This window comes from Rothia sp. HMSC068F09 (assembly GCF_001812775.1).
Taxonomy (GTDB): Bacteria; Actinomycetota; Actinomycetes; order Actinomycetales; family Micrococcaceae; genus Rothia; species Rothia mucilaginosa_A.
Genome location: NZ_KV810419.1, coordinates 274,735 through 291,165, shown reverse-complemented (window position 1 = coordinate 291,165; position 16,431 = coordinate 274,735). Strand labels below are relative to the sequence as shown.

The window sequence follows — 16,431 nt, the reverse complement described above, 5'->3', positions numbered from 1 at the left end:
TGACGCTAACCCGGTGACGGTTCTGATGCGCTGAAAGGCCCGTTGGTCACTCTCATGAGAGTGACCAACGGGCCTTTCGATTTCCCGTAGCTCTATTTCAAACGGCGAGGGGCCAATGCCCCGCACGAGCTACCGCACGATGGTCGTAATCATCTGCTGCTCACCCAGGAAGGCGGCGAGATCGCGTATCTCGTCGAGGGAGACGGCGCGAATCTTCTCCAGCAGCTCGTCGGTGCTCGTGAACTGGCCAGAATCCATCTCCGCGCGGCCCAGGCGGGACATGCGCGAGCCGGAGTCCTCGCTGCCGAGCACGGTGGAGCCGGCCAGCTGACCGCGCACCTTCAGCAGCTCCTCCTCGGTGATGCCAGCGGCCGCGAGCTTATCGAACTCGTGGCCCATGACCTCGCGCACCTGCTCAGTCTTGGCAGGCAGGCAGCCGGCGTACATGCCGAAGTAGCCGGCGTCCGAGTAGGCACCGGAGAACGCGAAGGTGCTGTACGCCAGGCCGCGCTTCTCGCGGATCTCCTGGAACAGGCGTGAGGACATGCCCGCACCAAACGCGCTGGTCAGCACGCTCAACGCGTAGCGGCGGTCGTCGCCCGCGATGATGCTCGGGCAGCCCATCACGATGTTGGTCTGCTCAAAGCCCTTCTGCACCTCGCGCAGCTCGCTCAGCGGTACGATGCCGCTGTCGGTACGCACGCGGCGCGGCGCGGGGGCCACGCCCTCCCGCAGGTCCCAGCCGTAGCGGGTGAGCGACTCCAGCACGAGGCGAACCATGGTGCTGTGCTCCAGGGAACCGGCGGCGGAAATCACCAGGCGATCCGGGGTGTAGTAGCGCTTGTAGTGCTCCCACACGGCGTCACGCGGGACCGCCTGAATCTCCTCGGGGGTGCCGCCGATGGGGCGTCCGAGGGGGTTGGCGCCCATGAGCTGCTCCACGAAGTTCTCGAAGGCGACGTCGGTCGGGTCGTCCTGATCCATCGCGATTTCTTCGAGAATCACCCCGCGTTCCTGCTCCAGGTGGGCGGGATCAAGCAGAGCGTTGGTCACCATATCGGTGATGACGTCCACGGCCATGGGCGCGTCGTCGTCGAGCACACGTGCGTAGTAGCAGGTGTGTTCTTTGGCGGTCAGCGCATTGGATTCTCCGCCCACCGCGTCGAAGGAGGACGCAATGTCGAGCGCCGTGCGGGTACCGGTGCCTTTGAACAGCAGGTGCTCCAGAAAGTGCGTGGAGCCGAGCATGCCGGGAGCCTCGTCACGCGAGCCCACCCCCACCCAGAAGCCGATGGACACGCCGCGCGTGCCGGGCATCTTCTCGGTGATGACGCGCACGCCACCGGGCAGGATGGAGCGGCGCACCTCGTTGCCGCCCGCGCCCTCGTAGATGAGGCGGCCACGCTCGTAGTCGAGCTCCTCGGCAATGGCGTCAAGCTCGACGGGCAGGGAAATAGACATTCAGTGTCCTTCGATGTGAGTTCGGTTAGCTAATCTTTTGTTCGATGGGACGCGGCAGGGTAAAGAGCGGAATCCGGAGCTTTCGTGCGCAGTACCCCAGCAGCAGCGAGGCGAGGATCGCAAAGATCGTACCGCCCACCAGGAACAGAGGTACCGAGAAAAGACCAGACTTCGTCAGTACGAAACGGAAAGCGGCACCGCACACGATGTGCGCGATAAAGATTTCCAGGGAGTGGCGTCCCAGGTAGGCGAGCCAGCCGCTCCACGGAACCCGAGCCAGCAGGTAGGAGAGCGAGAGCACCGTCAGCGAGGATATCACCGTCGCAAGAATACCCATAGCTACCGCACCAACATCATTCGTGAAGTAAGGAATGACGGTAGGCGGAGTAGCCTGAATGTTCATCAGAAGGTAGATGTAGTCGAACAGGCCAACAGCAACGATACCCGCGTGAGCTGCCAAGGGAATGGAGCTCATAATGCGTTGGAATCGTTCATGGCCAAGCGCCACACCAACGAGGAAGAAGAAGAGTAGCGAAAGGCCCTGAGTACCGACATACTCGCCGATGTACCCCCACGAGGCAAGCGCAAGAATCGCTGAGCCAGCAATCGTTAGGGCAGCGATAGCGTTCTTCTGCCATACTCGCGTCACCACAGCAATAATGGTGACAATCATGAGCCAGGGGAAGAACCAAAGCTGACCTTCGGGCTTCCACAGCTCCAGCAGGCTCATCACAGTCGTCTTATCGGAAGAATTAGACGGAAGTACAAGCTTCATACCCACCTGTAGAACCTGCCAAATGACGTACAGGTATCCGAAGAGAACCAGACGTTTCGTCAGGTACGAGGAGGGGGTAGTCTTCAACGCTCCTCGCGACACGAACAGGCCGCTCAGGAAGGCAAAAACTACCAGGTGCCAAAAATAGACACCGTAGTCAAGAACATATTTATAGGGGCGGAAGGCTTCCGTCCCCAGTCCAGATGCCCACATCCCTCGATGAATGTGCCCAAACACAATTGCAATGATTGCGATGCCTTTAGCAATATCAATTGTGCTGTCACGTCGTGTCAACATTCGCTCACTTTCCTTCCAGTGCAAGAGAAATATATTAATCTTATCCCTCTTACTCGCGACAAGGGGCGCCCGGTGCATCCGGCGGGGAGTGAACCGCACCGGGTGCGCCGAACGCCCCTCATCGTTAGACGGGTCGACTACTCGTCGTCGCCGCCCTCAACGACCGGTGCGAGCGAGAGCTTGCCGCGGTCATCAATCTTGGTGATCTCCACCTGGACCTTCTGGCCCACGGAGACAACGTCCTCGGCGTCAACCACGCGCTTGCCGCCGTTGAGCTTACGCATCTCGGAGATGTGCAGCAGGCCGTCCTTACCGGGGGTCAGCGAGATGAAGGCGCCGAAGTCGGTCACCTTCACCACGGTGCCCAGGTAGCGCTCGCCGACCTCGGGAACCTGCGGGTTCGCGATGGCGTTCACGGCGGCGCGGGCAGACTCGGCGGAGGGGCCGTCGGCTGCGCCGATGTACACGGTACCGTCGTCCTCGATGGAGATGTCGGCGCCGGTGTCCTCCTGAATCTGGTTGATCATCTTACCCTTGGGACCGATGACCTCACCGATCTTGGCGACCGGAATCTTCACGGAGATAATGCGCGGTGCGTACTCGCTCATCTCGTCGGGTGCGTCGATGGCGCTGGTCAGCACATCCAGGATGTGCAGACGAGCCTCGCGGGCCTGGGTCAGCGCACCGGCCAGCACGGATGCGGGGATACCGTCGAGCTTGGTATCCAGCTGAATAGCGGTCACGAACTCGGAGGTACCTGCCACCTTGAAGTCCATGTCGCCAAGTGCGTCCTCGGCACCCAGGATGTCGGTCAGGGCTGCGTAGCGGGTCTCGCCGTTCACTTCGTCGGACACCAGGCCCATTGCGATACCCGCAACGGGTGCGCGCAGCGGCACGCCGGCGTTCAGCAGGGACAGGGTCGAGGCGCAGACCGAACCCATGGAGGTCGAGCCGTTGGAGCCCAGAGCCTCGGAGACCTGACGGATAGCGTAGGGGAACTCCTCGCGCGAGGGCAGCACCGGGGTGATTGCACGCTCGGCCAGGGCGCCGTGACCGATTTCGCGGCGCTTGGGCGAACCCACACGGCCGGTCTCACCGGTGGAGTACGGCGGGAAGTTGTAGTGGTGGATGTAGCGCTTGGACTTGAGCGGGTGCAGGGAGTCCAGCTGCTGCTCCATCTTGAGCATGTTCAGGGTGGTGATACCCATAATCTGGGTCTCGCCACGCTCGAAGAGGGAGGAGCCGTGCACGCGGGGCAGGACCTCAACCTCGGCGGTGAGCTGACGGATATCGGTCAGGCCGCGGCCGTCGATGCGCACCTGATCGGTGAGGATGCGCTGGCGCACGATGTGCTTGGTCAGGGCGGCGAATGCCACGTCGACCTCGTCTGCGCGCTCTTCGAATTCCTTGCCCTCGCCGGTCAGGGCCTCCTTGAGGTCTTCCTTCAGCTCGGCTGCGGCGGCTTCGCGCTCCTGCTTGCCGGCGATGGAGTACACCTCGACCAGGCGGTCTGCGGCGAATTCCTTCACGGCTGCGTCCACGTCCTCGCCGTGGCCGCCAAAGAAGGGCAGCTCGAGGGCGGGCTTGCCGGCGCGGGCTGCCAGGTCGGACTGAGCCTTGCACAGGGCGGCGATGAAGGGCTTAGCGGCCTCCAGACCCTGGGCGACGACCTCTTCGGTGGGAGCGGTCTGGCCGTCCTCCTTGATGAGCTTCCAGGAGTTGTCGGTGGCCTCAGCCTCGACCATCATGATGGCGACGTCTTCGGTACCGTCGGCCTTGGTAACGATGCGACCGGCCACGGCCATGTCGAACACGGCGTTCTCGAGCTGGGAGTACTTGGGGAAGCAGACCCACTGGCCGTCAATCAGGGCCACGCGCACGCCACCGATGGGGCCGCTGAAGGGCGCACCGGAGAGCGTGGTCGATGCCGAAGCCGCGTTAATCGCGAAGGTGTTGTAGATTTCGTCCGGGTTGTAGGTCAGGACGGTCACGACGACCTGCACCTCGTTGCGGATGCCCTTGGTGAAGGCGGGGCGCAGCGGGCGGTCAATCAGGCGGGCTGCCAGAATGGCCTCGGTGCTGGGGCGGCCTTCGCGGCGGAAGTAGGATGCCGGGATCTTGCCGGCTGCGTACATGCGCTCTTCCACGTCCACGGTCAGCGGGAAGAAGTCGAAGCCCTCGCGGGGAGACTTGCCGACCACGGTTGCGGAGAGCAGGGTGGTCTCGTCATCGATGGTGACGAGCACCGAGCCGTTAGCCTGCTTGGCGAGACGGCCGGTTTCAAAGCGCACGTGGCGCTTACCGTAAATGCCGTTGTCGATTTCGACTTCGGCAAACTGGATTTCGGGACCTTCCACGGTTCCTTCTTTCTCTTGGTCAGCCGGTGCGTAGCGCACGAGTCGGCCTTCGATAGGAAACCACGGCACCGCTCCCCCGCCGTCATCGCGCCGGTTGGCTCCGGCGGTTCCGGGCAGAGTTCCGCACCGTTCGCTATGTGCTGAGGGGTGTTATTCCGTAATTCGCTACCGAGGACCGCGGCGTGTGCGCTCGCGGCTGGTTTTCTGTCATGGTTGGTGGGGCGTGCCCACCGGACGGTCCGCGACCGGTTGGGGTGAGCGCCCCCGAACGCGGCAGTACGGACGTGCCGACGCCCGCGCCTTACGAAGAAGGCGAGGAACAGCTACAGCACGTCCGCACGAACCGCCGCGGGGCGGTTAATCACCGCGTGAAGCGTCAAACGCTCCCGTTTTATCGGCGCAGGCCCAGGCGCTCGATCAGCGAACGGTAACGCTCGATGTCGACGCTCTTGAGGTAGCCGAGCATGTTGCGGCGACGACCAACGAGGATCATCAGGCCGCGACGGGAGTGGTGATCGTGCTTGTGGAACTTCAGGTGCTCGGTCAGGTCGGAGATACGACGAGACAGAACTGCAATCTGAACCTCGGGCGAACCGGTGTCGCCCTCGTGGGTTGCGTATTCCTTGATGATTTCCTGCTTGATAGCGGGATCCAGTGCCACTTTTAACTCCTAGAGTTAGTACCGCATACGTCCCGTACGGACGGTTGCCGCCGGGTGGTGGGCTTGCGCCCTCAATACACGACGTCTGCTGCGGACTGCAGACGCGTTCTTCCCATTCTACGCTACCGGGACGCGTTCGCGGAAGAGCGCACAAAAGCCCGGCGGCAGGTAGCTCATCACACTACCGGCCGCCGGGCTTTCGAGGCGAACGTTCACACGGGCGCTACCCGGCAGCCGCTACCGCCGGGTGCCCGATGGTTTGAGTGCCTACGCCGCGGCGCGAGCGCGCACCACCACGAGGCGGTAATAGCCCAGCAGGAACAGGCACCAGAGTGCACCCATCACCAGCGCCAGCTGGGTGTCGGCGAAGAAGCCGAAGAGCACCACGATAAAGATCATGAACGCCAACGCCAGGTAGCTCAGCCACAGGGGCTGGCGTACCGGCTGCGCCTCGGCGTCCGCGCCGCCCCGCTTGAACGCGATGTGCGCCAGCAGAATCATGACCCACACGAACACGGTCGCGAAGGTAGCCAGGGAGGCAACCACCTCAAAGGCGTTCTCGAAGAGAACGTTCACAATCACGCCGACCGCCATGACCAGTACCATGAGCAGGGTGGTCATCCAGGGAGCGCCGTTCTTGGTGACCTTCGCGAAGGATGCGGGGGCCAGCTTCTGCTTGGCCAGGCCGTACATCATGCGGCCGGCACCGTACACATCGGCGTTCAGGGCCGAGATGGCGGCGGTAATGATGACCACGTTCAGAATCGAAGCGGCCGCGGGGATGCCCAGGCCCTCAAAGATCTGCACGAACGGAGAGTTCTCCTTCGAGACCGAGTACCAGGGGTACAGGGACATGATGACCGAGAGAGTCAGCACGTAGAAGATGAGGATGCGGAACGGCACCGTGCGAATCGCCTTGGGAATCGAGGTGCGCGGATCCTTCGCCTCACCCGCAGCGATGCCGATGTTCTCGATACCGCCGAAGGCAAACATCACCACGGTGAAGCAGGCGAGGAATCCGGTAAAGCCGTTCGCGAAGAAGCCGCCGTCCAGGGCCCAGAGGTTCGTGACGGAGGGCGCCACGGAGTCGTGGGCCTGCACACCCACGAAGAGCAGAACCACGCCGCCAACGATCATGGCGATAATGGCGCTGACCTTCACGAGGGTGAACCAGAATTCGGTTTCGCCGAACGCCTTGACCTTCGCCAGGTTAATGGCGAGCAGAATCAGCAGAACCGAGACGATCCAGATCCAGGAGGGGCTGTTCGGGAACCAGAACTTCATGTACACGGCAAAGGCGGTGACGTCTGCAATGGCGACCAGCGCCATTTCCAGGGCGTAGGTCCAGCCGGTCACAAAACCAGCCCAGCGTCCGAGGTAGCGGGTCGCATATTCGGAGAACGCTCCGGAAACCGGGTGCGCCAGGGCGAGTTCGCCCATTGCGCGCATCACCATGAACACTGCCGCGCCACCAATAACGTAGGCAAGCAGCACAGAGGGGCCCGCCAGCTGAATGGCGGATGCAGAGCCGTAGAACAGGCCGGTGCCGATGGCGGAGCCGAGGGCGATGAACATGATGTGGCGCAGGGAGAGTCCACGCGCTAGCTGCGGGCTCTCGGAGGTAGCCTCAGCTACGCCCTGCTGTACCGGGGATGAGTCCGGAGTGGTATTCATCTTCTTCTTTTCCTTTACCTCATGGGGTGTACCCGCCGGTGGCGGGGAAACTTATCGGGCGGTGCCGCAGCTTAGCAGGTGGCTGAGAGCGGTACCGGTTGATTCACTCCCCATCGAGTGATGGGGCGTTACGCGGAAGGTGTTGCCTTCGCGCGTCGCCCCATCGCATCCCCACCCAACCGGTACGGTGGGAGGGAACGCAAAAGACGGCGGGAAGGCAACGTTGCCTTTCCGCCGTCTTTTCGTCAAAGACTACTTCTGTCGCTTGCGTCCAATGACGATAGAGCACAGAGCGGTTGCAGCAGTCACAGTGTAGACTGCAGGCCACGCGCCAATCTTCTTGGCGAGCGGATGAGCGGCGCCGAACGCGCCGAGGTAGACAGCGGTGAGGAAGGTGGCACGGCCTGCGCCAGCCTTACGCTTCCAATTCTTGTAAGCCACGGCACCGCACAGTGCCAGGACAGCGCCACCGAGCGGGCGGATGCCGGTGCTCGATGCAACCTTGTAGCCACCGAGCAGACCGGTGACGGAGGCGAGAGTCGGGCAGAACTTCACGACGTACTCCTCTGTGAGATCGGATAGTTTCCTCATTCATAGTACTCCACGACACACAGAATGTATATTCACCGCGGTTAATATTTCTGCATTTCTTACGGACCGGATACATCAGGTGCCTGATCGCAAAAAGACTGGGACGCAAAAGGACCAGTACAAAAATACCGGCACAAAAGAACCGGGGCGCAAACCCGTCAGGTTCACGCCCCGGCACTTGCCGCATGCTCTGGATTGTTAGTTCTAGAGCTTTAGAGAGCCAGCTCCAGGTCCTCCAGCTCGGCCTCGGTCCACAGCTCTGCGGCCAGCTGCAGGGCGTAACGCGCCGAGCGGGGGGCCACAACATCCACGGAGAGGTGGAAGTCCTGATCGGCCTCCGGGCCGCACAGATCAGACACGCAACGCACCCCGATAAACGGGATCTCGTAGTTGTGGCAGACCTGCGCAATGGCGGTGGTCTCCATGTCGGTGCTGATGGCGCCCTCGAAGGCCTCGCGGGTGTCCTTCACGTTGTGGGCGGTCACGAAGGAGTTGCCCGCAAGCATCTGGCCGCGGCGCACCTGCCACGAGCCCTCGGCCTTCTCGGCGGTGCGCGCAGGCTCCAGGGCGGCGAGCGCATGCTCCAGAGCGTCCTGCCACTCATCCGCCTGGCCGTCGTAGCTCTCGGGCATGCCCGGAACCTGGCCGCGCGCGTAACCGAACGCAGTGGCGTCCGCGTCGGTGTAGGTGTAGTTCTCGCCAATCAGCACGTCGCCCACGTTAATGCCGCGCGCCAGGCCACCGGCGGTACCTGCGCTAATGACGCCCAGGCAGTTCGAGGAGTAGCTGATTGCCTCTGTCACGGCGCTCGCCGCGTTCACCAGACCAATCTTGGAACGAACCAGCAGCAGGGGCACCTGGTCCTCGCCCACCTGCAGGTAACGCGGATGGAATACCGCCGCACCCTCGGTGAAGGAGGGCTGCAGCTCCTCGGTGACCTTCAGGAAGGGCGCGAGCTCCTCATCCATAGCCACCTGAATGATGATGGCGTTGGACATGCCGTCCATCAGCTCAAACATGCTGTTGAACGCCTCAGCCGGGTCGAAAGCGTTCGGGTCAAAGTCCACCGGGTTGAAGGCGGATGCGAAAGCGTCAGGGATCTGTGCGCTCATTACGCCATCACCTGCGCCCACTCATCGCGTGCCGCGAGGAACTCGCGAGCCGCAGCCTGCGCGCCTTCGAGGGTGTGGTTGGCGCCCCAACCGCACTGCACCTCGTTCGCCGCCGGAACCTCGGTTGCGTTGAGGATATCGTTGAGGGTTGCTTCCAGGATCGGGAAGAACTCCTCGGGCTCCAGGCCCAGGGTCAGCGCGTAGAAGCCGGTCTGGCAACCCATCGGGGAGAAATCGATCAGGCGGTCGGTGTGGTTGCGCATGTGCTCGGCGCTCAGGTGCTCGATGGAGTGCACGGTCGGCATCTCCAGGTGCGCGGTGTTCGGCTGGGTGAAGCGGATATCGTACTTGATGAGGGTGTCGCCACCGGGCAGCACCTTACGGTCGGCGATGCGCACGTAGGGGGCCTTAACGGCACGGTGGTCAAGGTTGAAGGATTCGACGTTCATTTTTTCCATGACTCTATCTTCTCTTAACTTTGCCGTTTCGCGTCCCCGGTCTCGCGAGGGGCTGAGAACGCTCGAGCACCGGGGCCATGCGGACACTAGGGCTCAGCGGGCGCCGGGGCCATGCGGGTACGACAAACCCCGGCGGCAGGTACGAAACCTGCCGCCGGGGTTCAAGCGTTCTATGCGTAAGGTACCGGATGCGACCCGCAGCCTACGCCTCGAGACTCTCCGCCTCGGGCTTCTTCTCGGAATCCTTTTCGCCCCGCACGGAACGCTCCGGCGGGCAGTAGGTCTTCGCATCCTCGGCCAGCACCTCGCGGGTCTTGGCCACGTCATCGTTAATCTGCTCGATCAGCGCCTCCACACCGGTGTAGGCCACCATGGGGCGAAGTCGCTTCACGAACTCGATGAGCACGTGCTGACCGTATAGGTTGAAGTCTTCCACGCGTTCCTCGGGGCGGTCAATCACGTGCGCCTCCACCTGGCGGTGCTCGATGCCGTCAAAGGTCGGGTTCGTACCCACCGAAATGGCGGAGGGGTGGCGGGTACCCGCCTCATCCACGAGACAGCCGGCGTACACGCCGTCCGCGGGCAGCAAGCCTCGCGCCTCAAAGTCCAGGTTCGCGGTCGGGAAGCCCAGCTCGCGGCCACGCGCCAGACCGTGCACGACCTCGCCGGCCATCATGTGGTGGCGGCCCAGCAGCTCGGTCGCGGCCGGCATGTCGCCCTCCAGCAGCAGCTGACGGATGCGCGTCGAGGAGCAGCGGGTGTTCTCGTCCACCATGAGGTCCTCCACGACCACGACCTCGAAGCCGTACTTCTCCCCCAGCTCACGCATCGTGTTCAGGTCGCCCGAGTTGTTGCGGCCAAAGCGCACGTCGTCACCAATCACCACGTAGCGGGCGTTGAGGCCGTCCACGAAGGTGGTCTTCACGAACTCCTCGGGGGTCTGCTGCGCGAACTCCAGGCTGTAGTGCAGCAGCAGGTAGTCCTCCAGGCCCAGCAGGCACATGTAGTGGCGGCGAGCGCCCTGGCCCATGATGTCGTGGTGGGCCACCTCGGGGCGGTGCACCTGAATGGGGTGCGGGTCGAACGAGACCGCGATGGAGCGCAGACCGTGCTCCTCAGCGAGGGACACCACGCGTGAAATCACGCGGGCGTGCCCACGGTGCACGCCGTCAAAGTTGCCGATGGTCACGACCGAGGGGCCATAGCCGGCGGGGACGTCGCTCAAAGCGGTGTAGAGGGTCACGGGCTCTCCTGAAAAGTTAAATGTACCTCTCCATCCTAGACCACGGGCGGCAGGATAAAGAATTAGCGGGCACTCATCGCTAGAGAATGGAACGGGGGCTCGGCAAGCGCCCCGAAAAAGCCCGGGATGAGCCCCTCTCGGGGCCCTCCCGGGCGCATACGAGCCTACTTGCGGCCCTTGGCAGCCGCGGCGGGCTGGGTTCGGGATGCGTTAAGCATCTCCTGGCGGATTGCGTTGGACTTGTTGATCCAGCCGTACCACACCAGCAGGCAGGGCGGGATGACCAGCTCGGTCACCATCAGCACGATAAGAATCCAGTTCGGGGTGCCGAAGTTCACCCAGGACAGGATGCGGCCCACGCCGCCCAGGAACACCACCAGGCACGAGAAGGCCAGCATGTTCACCCACTTGAACTTCAGGGCGATGAACACGAAGGAGAGGCCCACACCCACGTAGGTCGAGGCGAAGAAGACGTAGTTCGACTGCACCGAGGAGTTAGCGAAATCGGTCGGGGCGTCGGGCACGGCCGACACACCGCCGAAGACCTGCCACAGGCCGTAGGCAATCATGAACAGGCCGTACAGGGCCACGGCCGCGCGGAACGCCGCACGGTTCTGAGGCTTAGCCGCCTCCTCAATACTCTTGGGACGGGCGAAAGCCTCGCGGGTCGCCTTCTTCTCGGCCTTCTTGTCTGCCTTCTTCTCGGCCTTGGAGGCGGTGGGCTTCGCGGAGGCCGAAGGGCTCACGCGCACGCCCTCGGGAGCCTTCGCCGCCGAAATATTGGTCTCCTGCTCGGCGGCACCGGCGGTGCCCTTCACCCGGGGAACCGGGGCGGTGTGCGGTTCGGCCTGCGAGGTCTTCTGCGCGGCCTCGCGCTCTGCGGCTTTTTCTGCGGCGGCCTTCGAGACGTTACGCTCGGAGGGCGTCAGGTTCTCGCTCATGTTCTCTCCTTGAGTTGGGCGCCCCGCGCGGGGCGTCTGCGAGTGTTTGGCTGTGTAGGGGCCGGGCCCCGAGTGTGAGGGGTTCCCCGAGTGAGCGGGGAGGCGTCGAAAGGCGAGCTATCCGATAGGTGCTCTAGGATAAGCGCCCTAGGATAAGTTTCCTAGTCGAAGGAGCGGTTCGCCTCGAAAACCAGCACCGGGGCGGCCTGCACCTTCCCGCGCTGCTTCTTGTTCTCCAGCAGGGCCACCAGGGTGCCGTCAGGGGCAAAGCCCGCCACGATACCCTCGACGCTGGCGTGCTGAATCGCGCCCTGCTCGTCGGCGCTCGCGTGGGCGGAGCGCTTGACCACGGTGCCATCGCCGCTGGGGGCGATGCGCCGCCCGTAGGAGATATCGCTCGCCTCGGCTGCACTGAGCTCGCGGGCCCCGAAAATACGGCGGGCGGCCTCTTCCAGCGGTAGCAGGGGCAGGTCCTCGAGGGGCCCCTCGGAGGCCTCGCGGCGCGCCGTCAGCTCGGCCAGGTCGGCCGCATCCTGCAGGTGCACCGCGCCCACGCGGGTTCGGCGCAGCGCCGTCAGGTGACCGCCAGTGCCCAGGGCCTTACCCAAATCACGGGCCAGGGCACGAATATAGGTGCCCGAGGAGCACGAAACCGTGACCTCGCAGTCCACGACGGGAACCGAGGTCGCCATGTGCTCCCCCTCGAGGTCCTCGACGACGTACTCGGCGAAACCGGCAGTTACGGAATGTACCGTGAACTCGCTGATAGTCACCGGGCGGGCGGGAAGCTCAACCTCCTCGCCGCCGCGCACGCGTGCGTAGGAACGCACCCCGTTGATCTTGATGGCGGACACCGCGGAGGGAACCTGCATGATGTCACCGCACAGGCCGGCCACCGCCTCCAGGATGCGCGCACGCATCTGCTCGGGGCCCATGGCGGTCAGGGCCTCCACGGCCTCGGGGTGGGCGGCGGTATGCTCGCCCTCGGCGTCCTCGGTCAGCGTCTCGATGCCCAGGCGAATCGTGGCGTCGTAGGTCTTGTCCTGGCCCACCAGGTAGGTCAGCAGCTTCGTCGCCTTATTCACGCCCAGAATCAGCACACCGGTCGCGGCCGGATCCAGGGTACCAGCGTGGCCGACCCGTCGGGTTCCGGCGATGCGGCGCATCCGCGAAACCACGTCGTGGCTGCTCATCCCGGCGGGCTTATCGATAACCATCAGGCCCGAGGGGCCCTGGGGCTGCTTCTTGGCCACTTAGGCGTCCTCGTCCGCTTCGTCCTCGTCCTTCTTGTAGGGGTCGGCGTCGCCGGCGTACTGCGCGCCCTCGGCGGCGGCGGCCAGCTTGGCGTCGCGCTCGCGGGTCTCGCGCAGCAGGGACTCAATGTGGAAGGCGTTCTCGGGCACCTCGTCGGCCACGAAGGTCAGGGTCGGGGTCAGGCGCGCGGTGATGTTCTTACCCACCTCCGAACGCAGAATACCCTTAGCCGATTCGAGGGCCTTCTTGGTGTTGGCGGCGTCCTCTTCGGAGCCGAGCACCGTGTAGTAAATGGTTGCGTGCTGCAGGTCGTTGGTCACGCGGGCATCGGTGACGGTCACGAAACCGAGGCGGGGGTCCTTCACTCGGCGCTCGAGGGCCTTCGCCACGATGACCTTGATGCGGTCGGCAAGTCGTGCCGCGCGGGCTGCGTCAGCCATGTGTTTCTCCTTGTCTGCGGTTGATGGGGCCGCCCGGGCCCCGGTTGGTTCCGGTTGGTTCCGGTGGATTTCGAAGCGGGGTGGGCGGTCGCCTCGAGATGTTGGTATCTCGAGGAGGGAATTCTAGATACAAAAATTCTATGGGTTGGGGGCAGGATGCGGAAAGCGCCCGCCCCCGCTCCCCCGCTCGCGGGCCTCCGGTCACGGAACCGGGTACCTGCGGGCGGGGTGCGGGTCACGGGCGCATCAGCATGGGAGCCTTAGACGCGCGGCTTCTCGCGCATCTCCCAGGTCTCGATAATGTCGCCTTCCTTGATGTCGTTGAAGGAGCCGAGGCCAATACCGCACTCGAAGCCTTCGCGCACCTCGGTGGCGTCGTCCTTGAAGCGACGCAGCGACTCGATGGTGAGGTTGTCCGCCACCACGGAGCCGTCGCGCACCAGGCGTGCCTTGGCGTTGCGCTTGATGATGCCGTTCTTGACGATCGAACCTGCGATGTTGCCCCACTTGGAGGAGCGGAAGACCTCGCGGATCTCTGCCGAGCCGAGCTCGACCTCCTCGTATTCGGGCTTGAGCATGCCCTTGACGGCCTGCTCGATGTCTTCGATCGCACGGTAGATGACCGAGTAGAACTTCATCTCGACACCCTCGCGGTCGGCCAGCTCGGCCACGCGCTCTGCCGGGCGGACGTTGAAGCCGATGATTACCGCGTTGTCCACGGTTGCCAGGTTCACGTCGTTCTGGGTAATAGCACCCACACCGCGGTGGATGACGCGCAGCTGAACCTCGTCGCCACCGGCGTCAATCTTCATCAGGGACTCTTCCAGTGCTTCCACGGCACCGGAGACGTCACCCTTGATGATCAGGTTCAGGGTGTCCATCTTGCCCTCGGCCACGGCGGCGTCGAAGGACTCCAGGGTGACGCGCTTGCGACGCTTAGCCAGCTGGGCGTTACGGTCGGCTGCCTCACGCTTCTCAGCGATCTGGCGGGCGGTGCGCTCTTCCTCGGTGGAGAGGAAGGTGTCACCTGCGCGCGGCACGGTGGACAGACCCAGCACCTGCACGGGGCGGGAGGGGCCGGCTTCCTTCACGGCCTGGCCGTTCTCGTCGAACATTGCGCGGACGCGGCCGTGTGCCACACCGGCAACAATGGCGTCGCCAACGCGCAGGGTACCGGACTGAACCAGGACGGTGGAGACCGCACCGCGGCCCTTGTCCAGGTTGGCCTCGATGGCCACGCCGCGGGCTTCCTTGTTCGGGTTAGCGGTCAGCTCGAGCACGTCGGCGGTCAGGGTGACCGCCTCCAGCAGCTCGTCGATGTTGGTGCCGTTACGTGCGGAGACGTCCACGAACATGGTGTCGCCACCGTACTCTTCGGGGATCAGGCCGTACTCGGTGAGCTGGCCACGGATCTTGTCCGGGGAGGCGCCTTCCTTATCGATCTTGTTCACGGCCACCACGATCGGCACGTTAGCTGCCTGGGCGTGGTTCAGCGCCTCAACGGTCTGGGGCATCACGCCGTCATCCGCTGCGACCACGAGGATGGCCACGTCGGTGACCTTCGCACCGCGGGCACGCATAGCGGTGAACGCCTCGTGACCGGGGGTATCGATGAAGGTGATGGCGCGGTCTTCGCCCTCGACGGTGGTGTGGACCTGGTACGCACCGATGTGCTGGGTAATGCCGCCGGCCTCACCCTCGATAACGTTGGTGTGGCGGATAGCGTCCAGCAGGCGGGTCTTACCGTGGTCGACGTGACCCATGACGGTCACGACCGGGGGACGAACCTCCAGAACATCCTCGCCCTCAGCCTCAAGCTCTGCCTCGAGGTTGATGTCGAAGGACTCGAGCAGCTCGCGCTCCTCGTCCTCGGGGGACACAATCTTGATGACGTAGCCCAGCTCGGCGCCCAGTAGCTCGAAGGTGTCCTCGTCGAGGGACTGAGTCTGGGTAGCCATCTCACCCAGGTGGAAGAGCACCGTAATCAGCGAGGCCGGGTTTGCGCCAATCTTCTCGGCGAAGTCCATGATGGAGGCGCCGCGGCGCAGACGAATCTCGGTCGAGCCGTCGCCGCGAGGAACAACCACGCCACCGGGTGCCGGTGCGTTCAGCTGTTCCTGCTCGTGGCGGCGAGCTGCCTTCGACTTGCGGCCCTTACGCTTGGAGCCGCCGCGACCGAATGCGCCCTGGGCGTTGCCGCGGCCGCCAGGGCCGGGACGACCCGGACCGCGGTTGAAGCCGCCGTTACCGCGACGTGCGCCGCCGCCGTTACCGCCACCGTTGTTAGAGCCGGATGCGCCGCCACCAACGTTGGATACCTTCGGCATCATCGAGGGGTTCGGGCGTGCACCACCGGAGGAACGCTGTGCACCGGGACGTGCGCCACCGGCGGGACGGGGGCCACCGTTACCACCGGGACGTGCGCCACCTGCGGGACGGGGACCGCCGTTACCACCGGGACGTGCGCCGCCCGCGGGACGGGGGCCACCGTTACCACCGGGACGACCGTTACGTGCCGGGCGGGGACCGCCTGAACGCTGCGAGTCGCCACCATTGCGCTTCATGCCCTGCTGGGGTGCGAAGGGGTTGTTGCCGGGGCGCGGGCCGGGCTTGGGGCCGGGCTTCGGAGCGGCAGGCTTGGGTGCTGCCGGCTTCGGAGCGGCCTCGGGGCGGGCCATACCCTGCTGCGGGGCGAAGGGGTTGTTGCCGGGGCGGGGGCCACCGGGCTTGGGTGCTGCAGACTTTGCGGCCGGCTTCGGAGCGGCCGGCTTGGCGCCGGGCTTCGCTGCGGGCTTGGGGGCCGACTGTGCGGCTGCAGGCTTGGGTGCTGCCGGCTTTGCGGCGGCGGGCTTCGCGGCCGGCTTGGGAGCCGGCTTAGCTGCCTTGGCCTCTGCCGCGGGAGCGGACTGCTTGGCGGGGTACGCCGCGCGCAGCTTCTTCAGCACCATGGGGTTCAGGGTGGAGGAGGAGCTCTTAACGAACTCGCCCATCTCCTTGAGCTTGGCGATAACTTCCTTGGAAGGTACGCCTACCTCTTTAGCAAACTCGTGTACTCGAGGCTGAGCCAAATTTTCTCCTATCCCGGTCCGCACCGGAATAGGTGCGGACTCTAATGTATACGGGGTGCGCGCCGAGGGGCACGCCAATTCGTGAAGTTACCGGTGGGT

13 protein-coding genes are annotated in these 16,431 nt (G+C 64.3%); all 13 read right to left on the bottom strand.

The annotated features are described in order from the left end of the window. Window positions 1-129: 129 nt before the first annotated feature. The 13 genes from HMPREF2874_RS03405 to infB all read right to left on the bottom strand — a co-directional run bounded on the left by HMPREF2874_RS03405 (window position 130) and on the right by infB (window position 16,332). The gene (locus tag HMPREF2874_RS03405; protein ID WP_070648947.1) at window positions 130-1,461 is read right to left on the bottom strand and encodes a M16 family metallopeptidase; all 1,332 of its coding nucleotides are present in this window, start codon (window positions 1,459-1,461) and stop codon (window positions 130-132) included. A gap of 25 nt (window positions 1,462-1,486) precedes the next feature. After that, on the bottom strand, window positions 1,487-2,533 hold the full coding sequence (locus HMPREF2874_RS03400; protein WP_049344388.1) for an acyltransferase family protein: 1,047 nt from the start codon (window positions 2,531-2,533) through the stop codon (window positions 1,487-1,489). Between the two features lie 137 nt (window positions 2,534-2,670). Next, a complete protein-coding gene (locus HMPREF2874_RS03395; RefSeq protein ID WP_070648946.1) occupies window positions 2,671-4,890 on the bottom strand; it encodes a polyribonucleotide nucleotidyltransferase in 2,220 nt (739 codons plus the stop codon). Window positions 4,891-5,281: 391 nt separating this feature from the next. Then, window positions 5,282-5,551 (bottom strand): 30S ribosomal protein S15, encoded by a 270-nt coding sequence (gene rpsO, locus HMPREF2874_RS03390; RefSeq protein WP_049332781.1) that lies wholly within the window; start codon window positions 5,549-5,551, stop codon window positions 5,282-5,284. A gap of 267 nt (window positions 5,552-5,818) precedes the next feature. Further along, window positions 5,819-7,225: an amino acid permease gene (locus HMPREF2874_RS03385; RefSeq protein WP_070648945.1), complete on the bottom strand. Its 1,407-nt coding sequence runs from the start codon at window positions 7,223-7,225 to the stop codon at window positions 5,819-5,821. Between the two features lie 252 nt (window positions 7,226-7,477). After that, on the bottom strand, window positions 7,478-7,816 hold the full coding sequence (locus HMPREF2874_RS03380) for a hypothetical protein (RefSeq protein WP_070648944.1): 339 nt from the start codon (window positions 7,814-7,816) through the stop codon (window positions 7,478-7,480). A gap of 212 nt (window positions 7,817-8,028) precedes the next feature. Then, on the bottom strand, window positions 8,029-8,928 hold the full coding sequence (mtnN, locus tag HMPREF2874_RS03375; RefSeq protein WP_070648943.1) for a 5'-methylthioadenosine/S-adenosylhomocysteine nucleosidase: 900 nt from the start codon (window positions 8,926-8,928) through the stop codon (window positions 8,029-8,031). Beyond that, window positions 8,928-9,386, bottom strand: a complete 459-nt coding sequence (locus tag HMPREF2874_RS03370) for an S-ribosylhomocysteine lyase (protein ID WP_049332787.1) — start codon at window positions 9,384-9,386, stop codon at window positions 8,928-8,930. Before HMPREF2874_RS03370 ends, mtnN begins: the two co-directional genes overlap by 1 nt. A 202-nt stretch (window positions 9,387-9,588) precedes the next feature. Continuing rightward, window positions 9,589-10,629: a bifunctional riboflavin kinase/FAD synthetase gene (locus tag HMPREF2874_RS03365; RefSeq protein ID WP_070648942.1), complete on the bottom strand. Its 1,041-nt coding sequence runs from the start codon at window positions 10,627-10,629 to the stop codon at window positions 9,589-9,591. 164 nt (window positions 10,630-10,793) lie between these two features. Next, complete coding sequence (locus HMPREF2874_RS03360) at window positions 10,794-11,570, bottom strand: DUF4345 domain-containing protein (RefSeq protein ID WP_070648941.1); 777 nt, start codon at window positions 11,568-11,570, stop codon at window positions 10,794-10,796. 161 nt (window positions 11,571-11,731) lie between these two features. Next, window positions 11,732-12,823: a tRNA pseudouridine(55) synthase TruB gene (gene truB, locus HMPREF2874_RS03355; RefSeq protein WP_070648940.1), complete on the bottom strand. Its 1,092-nt coding sequence runs from the start codon at window positions 12,821-12,823 to the stop codon at window positions 11,732-11,734. Further along, a complete protein-coding gene (rbfA, locus tag HMPREF2874_RS03350) occupies window positions 12,824-13,264 on the bottom strand; it encodes a 30S ribosome-binding factor RbfA (RefSeq protein WP_049332795.1) in 441 nt (146 codons plus the stop codon). Between the two features lie 260 nt (window positions 13,265-13,524). Then, entirely contained in the window at window positions 13,525-16,332 is a 2,808-nt protein-coding gene (gene infB / locus HMPREF2874_RS03345) for a translation initiation factor IF-2 (RefSeq protein ID WP_070648939.1), read from the bottom strand. Window positions 16,333-16,431: the final 99 nt, after the last annotated feature.

Excerpts from the sequence above, each read along its gene's own strand:
- rbfA (WP_049332795.1), bottom strand. The coding sequence starts at position 13,264 with ATGGCTGACGCAGCCCGCGCGGCACGACTTGCCGACCGCATCAAGGTC.
- HMPREF2874_RS03380 (WP_070648944.1), bottom strand. The coding sequence starts at position 7,816 with ATGAGGAAACTATCCGATCTCACAGAGGAGTACGTCGTGAAGTTCTGC.
- HMPREF2874_RS03405 (WP_070648947.1), bottom strand. The coding sequence starts at position 1,461 with ATGTCTATTTCCCTGCCCGTCGAGCTTGACGCCATTGCCGAGGAGCTC.
- HMPREF2874_RS03370 (WP_049332787.1), bottom strand. The coding sequence starts at position 9,386 with ATGGAAAAAATGAACGTCGAATCCTTCAACCTTGACCACCGTGCCGTT.
- mtnN (WP_070648943.1), bottom strand. The coding sequence starts at position 8,928 with ATGAGCGCACAGATCCCTGACGCTTTCGCATCCGCCTTCAACCCGGTG.
- HMPREF2874_RS03385 (WP_070648945.1), bottom strand. The coding sequence starts at position 7,225 with ATGAATACCACTCCGGACTCATCCCCGGTACAGCAGGGCGTAGCTGAG.
- HMPREF2874_RS03400 (WP_049344388.1), bottom strand. The coding sequence starts at position 2,533 with ATGTTGACACGACGTGACAGCACAATTGATATTGCTAAAGGCATCGCA.
- HMPREF2874_RS03360 (WP_070648941.1), bottom strand. The coding sequence starts at position 11,570 with ATGAGCGAGAACCTGACGCCCTCCGAGCGTAACGTCTCGAAGGCCGCC.